The organism is Flaviflexus sp., from assembly GCF_041440645.1.
Lineage (GTDB): Bacteria > Actinomycetota > Actinomycetes > Actinomycetales > Actinomycetaceae > Flaviflexus.
In genome coordinates, this window is record NZ_JASDVN010000013.1 from 22,769 (window position 1) to 35,135 (window position 12,367).

Annotated in this window: 9 protein-coding genes; 6 read left to right on the top strand and 3 right to left on the bottom strand. The window is 59.8% G+C overall.

Features of this window, described 5'->3' with window-relative positions; all coding sequences use genetic code 11:
* Nucleotides 1-29 precede the first annotated feature (29 nt).
* Entirely contained in the window at nt 30-899 is an 870-nt protein-coding gene (locus QMB98_RS01865) for a sugar phosphate isomerase/epimerase family protein (RefSeq protein ID WP_371683942.1), read from the top strand.
* Between the two features lie 235 nt (nt 900-1,134).
* On the opposite strand, the gene QMB98_RS01870 is transcribed toward QMB98_RS01865, so the two are convergent.
* The 3 genes from QMB98_RS01870 to QMB98_RS01880 all read right to left on the bottom strand — a co-directional run bounded on the left by QMB98_RS01870 (nt 1,135) and on the right by QMB98_RS01880 (nt 4,144).
* On the bottom strand, nt 1,135-2,124 hold the full coding sequence (locus QMB98_RS01870; RefSeq protein WP_371683943.1) for a LacI family DNA-binding transcriptional regulator: 990 nt from the start codon (nt 2,122-2,124) through the stop codon (nt 1,135-1,137).
* Between the two features lie 76 nt (nt 2,125-2,200).
* On the bottom strand, nt 2,201-3,049 hold the full coding sequence (locus tag QMB98_RS01875) for a sugar phosphate isomerase/epimerase family protein (RefSeq protein ID WP_371683944.1): 849 nt from the start codon (nt 3,047-3,049) through the stop codon (nt 2,201-2,203).
* 96 nt (nt 3,050-3,145) lie between these two features.
* Complete coding sequence (locus tag QMB98_RS01880) at nt 3,146-4,144, bottom strand: Gfo/Idh/MocA family oxidoreductase (RefSeq protein ID WP_371683945.1); 999 nt, start codon at nt 4,142-4,144, stop codon at nt 3,146-3,148.
* Nucleotides 4,145-4,338: 194 nt separating this feature from the next.
* Here QMB98_RS01880 and QMB98_RS01885 point away from each other — a divergent pair, with 194 nt between their 5' ends.
* The 5 genes from QMB98_RS01885 to QMB98_RS01905 all read left to right on the top strand — a co-directional run bounded on the left by QMB98_RS01885 (nt 4,339) and on the right by QMB98_RS01905 (nt 12,039).
* Nucleotides 4,339-5,352 (top strand): LacI family DNA-binding transcriptional regulator, encoded by a 1,014-nt coding sequence (locus QMB98_RS01885; protein ID WP_371683946.1) that lies wholly within the window; start codon nt 4,339-4,341, stop codon nt 5,350-5,352.
* 659 nt (nt 5,353-6,011) lie between these two features.
* Nucleotides 6,012-7,637, top strand: a complete 1,626-nt coding sequence (locus QMB98_RS01890; protein ID WP_371683947.1) for an MFS transporter — start codon at nt 6,012-6,014, stop codon at nt 7,635-7,637.
* A gap of 269 nt (nt 7,638-7,906) precedes the next feature.
* On the top strand, nt 7,907-9,109 hold the full coding sequence (locus QMB98_RS01895) for a Gfo/Idh/MocA family protein (protein ID WP_371683948.1): 1,203 nt from the start codon (nt 7,907-7,909) through the stop codon (nt 9,107-9,109).
* Between the two features lie 75 nt (nt 9,110-9,184).
* On the top strand, nt 9,185-10,822 hold the full coding sequence (locus QMB98_RS01900; RefSeq protein ID WP_371683949.1) for an MFS transporter: 1,638 nt from the start codon (nt 9,185-9,187) through the stop codon (nt 10,820-10,822).
* A gap of 245 nt (nt 10,823-11,067) precedes the next feature.
* Nucleotides 11,068-12,039 (top strand): LacI family DNA-binding transcriptional regulator, encoded by a 972-nt coding sequence (locus tag QMB98_RS01905; RefSeq protein WP_371683950.1) that lies wholly within the window; start codon nt 11,068-11,070, stop codon nt 12,037-12,039.
* Nucleotides 12,040-12,367: the final 328 nt, after the last annotated feature.

Below are 12,367 nucleotides of genomic sequence, written 5' to 3' on the forward strand. Positions count from 1 at the left end.
CTCTAGGTCAACCCTGGAAGGATTTTCGTATGGTTCAGATCGCCCTTGATCCCAATATGTACTACGCCTCGATGTCGACGGCCGATACGCTGCGCAAGGCGCGGGAACTCGGATTCGACTACGTCGAGCTCTCGCCCAACACCGAATTCCACTTCTGGCACCGCTACCCGAAGGCCGACGACGAGTTCGTAGCCGACCTTCTCAAGGCGTCGAAGGAGACCGGCGTCAAGATCGCGACCCTCAACCCCGTGTTCAACTGGTCGTCCGTCGATGAGCAGGAGCGTCAGGCACAGGTGCGCAACTGGCGCAGGCTCCTCGAGCTTGCCGACCAGCTCGATGTGCGCAACATCGTGTCGGAGTTCTCGGGCAACCCGAACACTCCGTTGCAGGCCGAGCACCAGTGGTACAAGTCGATTGACGAGCTCTCGGGTGACTTCGAGAAGTACGGAATTCGACTTGCCATGGAGGCACACCCCTACGACTTTGTTGAGCTGCACGACGACGCATACTCGATCGTTCGCGGCGTCAACAAGGATTGGCTGGGCTACGAGTTCTGCTGCCCGCACGTCTTCCACCTCTCGGACGGTGAGGGCGATGCTGCACGCATGATCAAGAGCTCCGCATCGAAACTGTTCGAAGTCCACGTTGCCGACGTGTTCAACCACAAGGCAGGTGGCGGCAACCGCTACATCGTCAACCCTCCCGGCGTCGACGCACGCGTCCACCAGCACAACCCTGTCGGTCAGGGCGAGGTGCCGTGGGACGACGTCTTCGACACCCTGCGTGAGGTCGAGTTCGACGGCGTCCTTTCAGTATGCACGTTCGGATGGCCGGAGAAGGCCGACGAGACGAACAAGGCAACCCTTGAGCGCCTCAAGAAGGAATTCGGTCAGAACTAGGCACGGTACGAGAGGAATGTTGGTCGAAATCGATAGAAAACTGGTCTGAATCGATAAGGCCGGGACCTCCCAACATGATGGGGTCTGGTGGAGCGGTACGCTCCACCAGACCCCAATTCCTTTATGTTCATGTACTTCTACTTATGTCCGTCTGCTTCCAATACTAGGCCCGTGACGTCTCTTCTTGTCCACTCCCTTTTCCGATGTGGTCCACCCACTTTTCCGTTGGGTTCGTTTACTTTGCGTGGCGGATGGTTGACGAACGGACGATGAGTTCCGGTTTGGCTACAACGCTCCGTGAGGATCCGTACCTGCGCCCCGAACGCGACTCGATGAATTCGATCGCTTGTTTTGCGTGGGTTGCGAGCGGTTGGGAGATCGAGGTGAAGTCCCCGTTGCCTTCCCTCGACAGATACGTGTTGTCGTATCCGGCCACTCCCACGCCAGAACGACTATGGTCGCGGCGCAATTCGGCGGTGATGCGGGTGGCGATGAGGTCGTTGTGGCCGATCAGCACCGTGGGCTGGTCCGAGGAGTCGAGATAGTCGTCAAGGCTTGACCGCATGCCGCCCCGAGCAACGATGGGAGTAAAGGAGAGACCCTCCCGCTCACACGCTGCAGTTAGCGCCTCCCTTCGGCTGAGGAGGCCCCTGTCTGACTGTGCCAGGTCGTCGTACACGTAGGCGGCGCGGACCCAGCCCTCCGATGAGAAGTGGTTTGCAAGGAGAGTTGCGGCCTTCTCCTCATCAATGGCGACGGAGTCGACGTGCCCGCCTACCTCCTGCCCTACGACGACGAGCGGAATGCGTTCGCCGAAAGATCGTAGTCCCTCACCTTCCATAGCGGGTGACACGGCGATGACACCGGCGACCCTGAGCTCGAGGAAGCGCTGTAGGACGAGCCGCTCCCGCTCCGGATCGTTCGATGCTGTGGCAATGAGGGGGAGCAGATCGTGGCTGACGGATTCCTCCTGAAGCTGACCGAAGAAGCTCTCGAAATAGGGGTTGGCGATGTCGGGAAGGATGAGCCCAAGGATCGGGGTGACCTGATTGACGAGAGAAGAAGCTGACAGGTTTCGCACGTATCCGAGTTCGTCCGCCGCCTGGAGAATCGCGGCCTTCGTTTCCTCGGCAACCTTGGGTGAATCCGAAAGAGCCATCGATACGAGGGCGCGCGAGACACCGGCATGTTCCGCGATGTCGCGCTGGGTAACCGAGTCGTTCATTCTTCTCCCAAGACTGGGCCGCCCAGCCAGTGGCTGGGCGGCATTGTCGGTGCGTGATACACCACCTTGGTCAAGTTTATGCGATGAGAATCTCGAGGTTGCTGCGCAGGGTGGTGGCAACCTGCTCGAAACCGAACTCGGCAGACTTGTCGTGGAAGATCTCGGAGCACCACCAGCCGTCGTATCCCGTTGACTTCACGGCGTCGACCCACTCCTGGAGGGGGATGGAGCCGCCACCGGTCCAGACGTTGCGGGAGATGGACTGATCGGGGATCTCGCCCTCGGGCACCGGCACACCGTCGCAAACGTGCACGGCGTGAATGATCTCCGGATCCAGCTTCGCGACGTCCTCCGGGGTGTCTCCCGTGACCCAGAAGTGCCAGAAGTCGACCACGATTCCGACGTTGTCGCGTTTGATTGTCTCGAGAATCTGCTGAGCCTGGGAGAGGCGGTTGATCGGTGCCCACCCGAGCGGCTCAAGGAACAGCCCAAGCCCGTGGTCCTTCGCGATGTCGGCTGCGAGGGCAACGCGCTCCGCGGTGCGGTCGATCTGTTCCTGCTCGGGAAGACCCAGAACACCCGTGAAGCGGTCGTCTGAGATCGGCCTGCCGGCCTTGAAGTCCTTGACGGTTTGCACGTCAACCGGTCCCGTGCACATCTGCATTGTCGGTGCCCCGTAGAGCGCACCGAGCTGGGCAATCCGCTCCGCCTCAGCACGGAAGGCGTCGAGATTGGATTCCTGGAGAGCACCGATCGCGCTCACCTCGATGCCTTCGAGGTGGGGGAGGACCGACTCGGCGGGCAGTCCCGCCGCGAGATAACGGTCGAGCTTGGGGTTCTGGAGTTCGATGCCGGTAAACCCGGCTGCCTTTGCCATGGCGATGTCGTTGACGACATTCCCATAGAAGGTGGATGTCACGTTCATGGAGAGCTTCATTGCTGGCCTTTCTTGATGAAGAGTTCTGAAATATGTGGAAGTAGCTAGGTAGTTAGGTTTCAAAAGGTTTGGGTTACGTCGCGGCTACGCGTCGTAACTGATGGTGACCGGGAGGCCGGTTTGAAGGGACTCCGTCGCAGCATCGGCGATGCGCTGCGCGCGCAGACCATCGGCGAGACCAGCAGAAGGCTCACGGCCCTCCTCAAGCGCACCGACGAATTCGTCGAGGGCGGGTGCAAAGGTGTGCTCGATGCGCTCGAACCAGCCAGCGTCAAGGCCCTCGGACGTGACCGAGCCTTGTCCGTAGCGCTTCGTCCATCCGGTCTGCTGGCGTCCCGCCTCCATCATCTCCTTTGTTCCCGAGATCTCGATGCGCTCGTCGTAGCCGTAGGCGATGCGGCGCTGAGCATCGATCTGGCAGAGGGCGCCGTTCGACATGCGAAGGATGGCAATGGAGGTGTCGACGTCACCAACTTCTGCGACTTCCGGGTCAACAAGGGCGGAGCCTTCGGCGTAGACGGAGACGGGCTCGAGGCCCGTGATCCAGCAGAGCAGGTCAAAGAAGTAGATGTTCTGGTCCCTCATCTGGCCTCCCGAGGAGGCGAGGTAGGAGATGGGAGGTAGGGATGGGCCACGCGTCGACATCTGGATGAGTTCAATGTCGCCGATCTCGCCCTTCTCCACCGCCTTCTTGAGGGATGCGTAGGCGGGGTCGAATCGGCGGCAGAAGTCGATCATGACGGGCACTCCGGCCTCGCGAGCAGTCGTTGCTGCTCGCTCCGCCACCTCGTATGAGAGGTCGATCGGCTTCTCGCAGAAGACTGCCTTGCCAGCCTGCGCGGCAGCCTCAATGAGTTCGGCATGAGTGTTGGTCGACGTTGCGATGAGAACAGCGCCGACGCGGTCGCTGGCCAGTATCTCCTCGAGAGGTGCGAAGGAAGCCCCGTACGCCGCAGCAAGCTCACGAGCCCGAGACTCGTCCGTGTCGTAAACGTACGTGAACTCAACCCGTGGGTTGGTGGCAAGGCTCTTAGCGTGAACGTGACCAATAAAGCCGGCACCTAACAGTGCGATGTTTTGCATGATTCTCCCTCGTCGAGTGATCTGCGACCCCAGCGTCGCTAATGTGAAGTAATGCATTGACACGTGTCAATTTACTTCAAGTTTTCCATCATCGGATTTGTCCTGTCAATCACGACGACGTGTGTAGCGCGCCACAGGCGGGCGTTTGCGTCGCAACGGGTATTGTTGCAGGAGTTGAAGAAGTGAGGTGTTTCGTGAGGTCATCGCGTCCAACCCAGGTTGATGTCGCAAAGCGCGCCGGTGTGTCCAGGCAGACCGTCTCGCTCGTTGTGCAACGCGATCCACGAGTTTCCGATGCGTCGCGCGAGGCGGTGCTGGATGCGATGGAAGAGCTGGGTTACCGCCCCAATCTGTCCGCTCAAGCGCTCGCCAGTAGCAGGACTGGCTTCCTCGGCATCAGCCTGTCCGGCCTCGACAACAGCTTCCATGCCGAACTTGCTGAAGAGCTGCGGCGCACGGGAGAAGAGAAGGGTCTCATCCCGTTTGTCTCGGTCGTGGGCGAGGATGCTGATGAGCAGAGGCGTGCGGCCGAACGGTTCATTGAGGTCAATGTTGATGGTCTGATACTCGTTTCACCGGTGCTCGACATGGAGTCGCTTTCAGACATCGGCAGGCGTGTGCCGACAATCTTGCTGACTCAGAACATTGGTCCAAGCGCTGTCGATCTCGTGCACACGGATGACCGGCTCGGTGCCGCCATCGCGACCCGGCACATGGTCGATGGTGGGTACTCACCTCTCATTCACGTCGGCTACGACAGGGGAGTGGAGGGCGACTCCTCGAAGGAACGTATTGCCGGCTACCTTGATGTTGTCACGGAGAACGGTCTCGCCCCCGAGCTGGTTGATTTGAGCATGCAGTCCATTGACGACGCTGCCGATTCCATGGTGCGCCGATTTGGTCGTGACTTCGGAGTCTGCTGCCACAACGACCTCATTGCCTTCAGGCTCCTGGGTGCCCTCTCGCAGCACGGCCTTGCTCCCGGGGCGGACTACGGCCTGACCGGCTACGACAACACGAGCTTGGCTGGATTCCCCAATGTTGGGCTCACGAGTGTCGATCAGGATACTGAGCAACTCGCACAGTATGCGGTCGAGCTTCTCGTGGAGCGGACCCAGGGGAGGACTGAACAGAAGAACATTGTGCTTCCGTCGACCCTTATTCCCCGGTCCTCCACGGAGCACGTGAGCTCGTCGCTCACCCCCTAGGTGACACTCACCTCCGAGTTGTACCCAGGGCGAACTGCCCGCTCCCAGGGTGTTTACCCCCTCATATGTGCGGACTGAAGACTGACAGAGGCGCGGGCGACAAGGTTACAGGTGCGGACCTCTGATTTGGGAGCTTGAGTCGCACCGCAATCATTTGACGTCTATGAAACGGATTTGTGAAGCAACAATTCCGAGAAAAGAAGACTTCTCCCCTTCCCAGGAAGTGTGAAGTCCGACACACTTGCAATTCTCCAGCCTGCACAATTTGGACATTTTTGAGGTGACAAATACACCCCTCGCTGCGCGCTTGGATAACACTTTGGAGCGCGCTAACGCCGAGAACTCTCGTTTTGTTAACGCGGGTTAATGTAGGATGTTCACACAACTGTCACCTCGGTAGGATTTGCTAAGTCATTTTCATTCAATGATTCTCATTTGTCCTTACATGTGGTAGAAATTGTTGATAGGCGGATGCAGTGAGGCATTTCGCTGAATCAGAGGAGAACGAATGTCAACGATGACTCTCGAACTACGACAGAGTCCCGAGCGGGGAGGTCTGACTGTTTTCGAAGCAGCGACCGAATCACGGTGTAGCCGTGGACCAGTGGTGCGTGTTTCCCACTCAGTTATCTCGCGCGTTTGGCAGGGAAGGTAACGAAATGTCCACAGAGACAAAGTACCCTCAGGGTCAAGAATTAAAGGAAATGGTCGATTCGACCCCGGCGTCCGGTAAACACCGGTCGATTGGCTGGGTGGCAGGCATCGCCTGCCTCGGATCGTTCCTGTTCGGCTACGACACCGGTGTGATCTCCGGTGCTCTGCCCTTCATGCACATGCCCTGGGCCGCAGGCGGTATGCACCTGACTGCTCTCGAAGAGGGTCTCATCGGCGGCATCCTGCTCATTGGCTGTGCCATTGGTGCTCTCGTTGGTGGTCGCCTGTCTGACCGCTACGGCCGCCGCCACAACATCATCATGCTCGCCATCCTGTTCCTCGTTGGAGCAACGATGGTGGCAGTCGCCCCCAGCCTGATCTTCATGTACGTTGCTCGCTTCGTCCTCGGCCTCGCCGTTGGTGGTGCATCTGCAACCGTGCCGGTCTACCTTGCTGAAACAGCTCCGAAGCGCATCCGTGGCACCATCGTCGCGATCGACCAGCTCATGATCGTGACCGGTCAGCTGTCCGCCTTCGTTGCTAACGCAATCATAAACCAGGTCGTTAAAGGCCCGAACCTCATCATCACGGAGGATCCCTCCGGTCTTCTTCAGGCCGGTGAGCAGCCCTGGTCGAACGTGTCTGCGCTCGAGTCGACCTTCGAGAACACCGACGCTTTCAACCAGTTCGTTGATCAGCTTGTCATTGAGACCGGTAACGGTAACGCATGGCGCCTCATGATGATCCTCTGCACCATCCCCGCAGTCGCACTGTGGATCGGTATGAGGGCAATGCCGGAATCGCCGCGCTGGTACGCCGCAAACCAGCGTTACGTCGAGGCCATTGGCTCGCTCAAGCGCGTTCGTGACGATCGCGATGAGCCCATCGAGACTGAGATGGCTGAGGTCATCGACATGCAGGCGCAGCAGGCACGCACCGAAAAGGGTACGTTCCGAGAAGTCTGGCAAACACCATGGCTACGCAAGTTGCTCTTCGTCGGTATCTTGATCGCCGTCGCGAACCAGACAACCGGTGTGAACACGGTGATGTACTACGCACCTCGCGTCCTTGAGGCTGCAGGTATGACCACGCAGGCCGCTATTACCGCACAGGTCGCCAACGGCGTCATGTCGGTGCTCGGTTCCTCCATCGGCCTGTACTTCATCTTCAAGTTCCGCAGGCGTCAGGTTCAGCTCGTCGGCCTCGCCGGCATCTTCACCTGCCTCTTCGTCATCGCCGGCCTGTTCGGAACCCTGATCCAGCCGCACCTCGACGAGGGCACCAACCCGGCTCCCACCGCAGCCTTCCTGGTTCTTGGCTTTATGGGACTGTTCATGCTCATCATGCAGTCCACAAACGCTCCCGTGACCTGGACCGTGCTTGGCGAGATCTTCCCGGCACACGTCCGCGGCATCATGAACGGCGCTGCAGTGTTCTGCCTCTGGGTTGTCAACGCAATCGTGACCGTTGTCTTCCCCTCGATGATCGACGCCCTTGGCGGCATGATGACGTACGGCATCTTCGGCCTCATCAACGTCCTGGCATTCATCCTTCTGTGGAAGTACATGCCCGAGACCTCGGGTCTATCCATGGAAGAGATCGAGGAAATGAACGAGAAGCGATTCTCGTAAGACTGTGAGTCGGCATTCCTCTTCGCACATTGATTGCCGACTTCATTGAGTACGGGCAGGGTTCACACCCTGCCCGTACTGCTATATCTCGACTTTGTGTAGACATGACGATCGTCCCGTTAACGTGGCGAGGTATCGATCATCTGTCCTGAACCGCTGTCTCACATAAGCCCAATCTTCGGAACTTTGATTGGACTTTGTTAGCACATATGGAACAATTGGGAGAGGACGGAGCGAAGTGGCTTCGCACGGTTGTTGAGGAGAACACCATGTCAAAGAAGACTCTCAATGTTGGCGTCATCAGCCTCGGGTGGATGGGCAGGCTCCACACCCGCAGCTACAAGCAGTTGAAGGAACGGTTCCCTGAGTTGGGAGTCGACGTCAGTCTTGCGGTGGCGTGCGATCCGGTTGAGGAGACCCGCCGAGTCGCCGTCGAGGAACTTGGCTTCGATCGGGCCGTTGCCGACTACCGCGAGGTCCTTGCCGACCCCGAGGTCGACGTCGTGTCGATCTGCTCGCCCAACTTCCTCCACAAGGAGATTGCCCTCGCCGCCGTCGAGGCCGGCAAGCCGTTCTGGATTGAGAAGCCGATGGGTGTCTCTGCCGACGAGTCTCGCGAGATCGCCGAGGCCGTGGAGAACGCGGGGCTCGTGACCGGCGTTGGCTTCAACTACCGCCACGTGCCCGCGGTGGAGTTGCTCCGTAACCTCATCTCCGATGGTCGCCTGGGAAGGATCACGAACGTGCGCGCCTGGCTGATTGCCGATTACGCCTCCGCCGCGGATGGTCCATTGACCTGGCGCTACAACCGCGAGCTCGCGGGTTCCGGTGTTGTAGGTGACCTCATGAGCCACGGAGCAGACCTCGTTCAGTACCTCGTCGGCCGCATCAATTCCGTGACGGCACTGACCGACACCTTTATCACCGAACGCCCCATCCCGACCAAGGCTGGAGTTGGTCACACCGGATGGGAGATCTCGGATGAGTTTGGGCCGGTCGAGAACGAGGACTACGTCGGCATGCTCGTACGTCTCGATAGCGGAGCAGTCGGCACGCTTGAGGCGTCCCGAGTCGCTGTGGGGCCTCGCGCCGAGTACGTTGTCGAGGTCTACGGCACCGATGGTTCGGCGCGTTGGAACTTCGAGGACCTCAACCACCTGGACGTCTGCATCGGCGCAAGCAATGAGTTCCAGGGCTACACGAGGGTGATGGCGGGGCCGAGCAACTTCCCGAACTTCTCCCGCTTCCAGCCCGGTGCCGGCACCTCCATGGGCTTCGATGATCTCAAGGCCATCGAGGCGTCGAAGTTCATCCCGGCGATCCTGACGGGTCAGCAGCTCGCTCCGTCGGCGGCCGATGGCTGGGCCGCCGCCGAGGTGGACGAGGCGGTTGTCCGTTCCGTGGAGTCGGGGCAGTGGGAAGAGGTCGCTCGGGTGACGGGCCGGACGACCTTCGATCTGGGTAAGAACTAGCCCACTACCTGGGCGATAGGGAAAGAACCCTTTCTCCCACGTACGATTTGGGGACACACAGAGATAGGTGTTCTCATGTCACAATTCGATAGCGTTGCCGACGACTACCCATCGCGGGTGGCTCTGGAGGAGATGGTCAAGACCACCCCACCATCCGGCAAACGCCGCTCGATCGGTTGGGTGGCCGGCATCGCCTGCCTCGGTTCGTTCCTGTTCGGGTACGACACAGGAGTCATCTCCGGCGCGCTCCCGTACATGCAGATGCCGTGGGATGCCGGGGGCATGCACCTATCGTCACTCGAAGAGGGCCTCATCGGAGGTGTGCTCCTCATCGGAGCCGCCTTCGGGGCCCTCTTTGGTGGTCGGCTCTCGGACCGATACGGCCGCCGCCACAACATCCTGCTGCTCGCCATCCTGTTCTTCATCGGGGCGATCCTCGTGGCGGGAGCCCCAAACCTCGCCTTCATGTACATCTCCCGGTTTATTCTGGGATTGGCCGTGGGTGGCGCTTCCGCCACAGTTCCCGTCTACCTCGCGGAAACAGCTCCAAAGAGGATCCGTGGAACGATCGTCGCCATCGACCAGCTCATGATCGTGGTCGGCCAGCTTGCGGCCTTCTCCTTCAACGCGGTGATCAATGCGGTTGCGGGAGGGCCAAAACTTGTCATCGTTGAGGACCCGACCGGGACGTTGCAAGCTGGAGAGCAGCTCTGGTCGAACGTGACGTCGCTTGAGAACTCATTTGAATCGCATGCCGCCTATCGGGCCTTCGCCGATCAGCTGGTGCTTGAAAGTAGCAACGGTGACGCGTGGCGGTACATGCTGATCCTGTGCTCAATCCCGGCGATCGCGCTGTGGCTCGGGATGAGGCTCATGCCAGAATCGCCGCGCTGGTATTCACACAACAAGCGTTACATCGAGGCCATTGGGGCTCTCAAGCGGGTCAGGGACGAGCGGGACGAACCAATCGCCGATGAGGTCGGCGAGATCGTTGACCTGCAGATCGAACAGAACAGGGTTCGCGACGGCAAGTTCTCCGACATCTGGCACACCCCGTGGTTGCGCAAGCTCTTCCTTGTTGGCATGCTGATTGCCGCATCGAACCAGCTGACGGGCGTCAACACGGTCATGTACTACGCACCCAAGGTGCTCGAATACGCGGGAATGACGACCCAGGCGGCGATCACCGCCCAGGTTGCGAACGGTGTCATGTCGGTCATTGGTGCCGCCGCGGGTCTCGTTCTCATCTACAAGTTCCGCAGGCGCTCCATCCTCCTGTTCTGCATCGGGGGAGTGTCGGTCTGCATGTTTGCCCTCTCCGCAATGTTCGGCTTCTTCATCCAGCCCCACCTCGATGGTGGAACAACGCCATCGCCCTTCGCCGCCATCGCGGTTCTCGTCATCATGGGTGTCTTCATGCTGATCGTGCAGTCCTCGAATGGTCCGGTTGTGTGGACGATGTTGGGCGAGATCTTCCCCGGCTACATCCGCGGCATCGCCAATGGCGCTTGCGTTTTCTTCCTCTGGATGGTCAACGCGCTGGTCACCGTCACGTTCCCACCCCTCATCGACAACTTCGGTGGTCTCATCACGTACGGGATATACGGCGTCATGAACGTCGCCATGTTCATTGCCCTGTGGCGTTGGATGCCGGAGACGGCGGGGCTGTCGATGGAGGAGATCGAGGTCGCCATGGAGGAGAAGTTTTCCTAGATCAGCACGGGGTACGAGCACTCCCGGACCAGCACCACGTCGTTGCCCCCGGGATCGTGGCGACCGAGGGTAACGACATGGCACCCGTGTGTTACGCAGTGTCCAACGTGGGTCACGCGGTGACCTTGGTCGGTCAGGTGTCGCAGTCCCGCGTATCCGGTTTTGCGACACGTTGACCGTTTTGGCCGGTGGGAAGCGAGCGAGGCGTCTGCCGCGGCGTAATGTTGTGACATGGAGGTTGACGCATGAAGGAATCGGTGACGCAGAACGATGTCGCGAAGGCTGCTGGCGTGTCGCGAGGATTGGTATCGCTCGCGCTATCGAACTCTCCCCGCGTTGCTCGCGAGACCAAGGAACGCATTCAGACAGTCGCTGAGAGCCTTGGGTACCTACGTAACTTTGGTGCGGCAACACTCGCCTCTGCTCGTTCCACCCTCGTCGGCATGGTTCTGCCCAACCTGCGCAACCCCTACTTCGAGAGCCTCGTTGCCGCATTCCAGGCCGAAAGCGAGTCCCGCGGACTGACGGTCCTGACCGCAACAGCGTCGGGTGATGAAGAGCGAGAGATCGCGATGCTCAAGCATTTTCAGGCCATGCGCGTTGGTGGCATTGTGCTGACCACACCGTCCCGGCCCGCGAGTCACTACGCGCCCTACACGTCCCAACTACCCCTCATCATTGCGGGCGCGCCCTACGGCGACGGGGGAGTGAACGTCGTCCACATCGACGAGTTTGAGGCTGCCCGAATGGCGGTGGGGCACGCACTCCAGCGCGGGTACAGGTCATTCGCCTACGTCGCATCCGATGCCGAAGACGAGGCTACCGCATACCGACGCTCCGCCATCCTCGCCGCCTGTGAAGATGCGGGTCGGGAGCTCCACATTGTGTGCCCGGGGGAGGACGAGCAAATCGTCAACTCCGCAAAGGAGAATCCGGGATCTTTTTGCCTGATCGCCCACAACGACTATCTCGCCATCGACATTGTGTCCCTCGTGCGACAATCGGGACTGCGTCTCGGCAGTGACCTGGGCGTCCTCTCGTACGACAACACGTTCCTGGCACGCCACTCCGGTTTCGATCTTACCTCCATCGACCAGCAACCGGATGTTCAGGCGCGACTCGCGCTCGACGCACTTGACGAGATGGTCGCCATGCCTGACGCGGCGCCTCGCGACATTGTCGTTCCTCCGACACTCGTTGTCCGCACCTCCGCCTAGGGCGCAGTAGGGAGATAATGGATCGACAGCGCGACAATCTGATTGTGCCGCTTCATTCCACTTCTCAAGTTCTTCATGCCGAGGTCTGACTCTCTGGTCTGAGGCTCCTTGCCGACGCGGGAGCAGGACCGTCTCCATGCCGCCCCCGTGCATCGCTTGTCTGTCCCCAACGACTGCGATCCAAGACGAAACGGAACCGGCTTCGCTCACTCCCGTTCCGGAGCCCTCCTCGATGATTGCTCCCACGTTTATCGGGGAAGAGGTTGGCAAATTGGTCAAGTCCTTTGGTGTGGTGTAACTTTTCGGGGTTGGGTTAGGCGGTGAGGAA

Coding starts and splice junctions, on each gene's coding strand:
- QMB98_RS01905 (WP_371683950.1), top strand. CDS start 11,068: ATGAAGGAATCGGTGACGCAGAACGATGTCGCGAAGGCTGCTGGCGTG.
- QMB98_RS01880 (WP_371683945.1), bottom strand. CDS start 4,144: ATGCAAAACATCGCACTGTTAGGTGCCGGCTTTATTGGTCACGTTCAC.
- QMB98_RS01865 (WP_371683942.1), top strand. CDS start 30: ATGGTTCAGATCGCCCTTGATCCCAATATGTACTACGCCTCGATGTCG.
- QMB98_RS01895 (WP_371683948.1), top strand. CDS start 7,907: ATGTCAAAGAAGACTCTCAATGTTGGCGTCATCAGCCTCGGGTGGATG.
- QMB98_RS01900 (WP_371683949.1), top strand. CDS start 9,185: ATGTCACAATTCGATAGCGTTGCCGACGACTACCCATCGCGGGTGGCT.
- QMB98_RS01890 (WP_371683947.1), top strand. CDS start 6,012: ATGTCCACAGAGACAAAGTACCCTCAGGGTCAAGAATTAAAGGAAATG.
- QMB98_RS01870 (WP_371683943.1), bottom strand. CDS start 2,124: ATGAACGACTCGGTTACCCAGCGCGACATCGCGGAACATGCCGGTGTC.
- QMB98_RS01875 (WP_371683944.1), bottom strand. CDS start 3,049: ATGAACGTGACATCCACCTTCTATGGGAATGTCGTCAACGACATCGCC.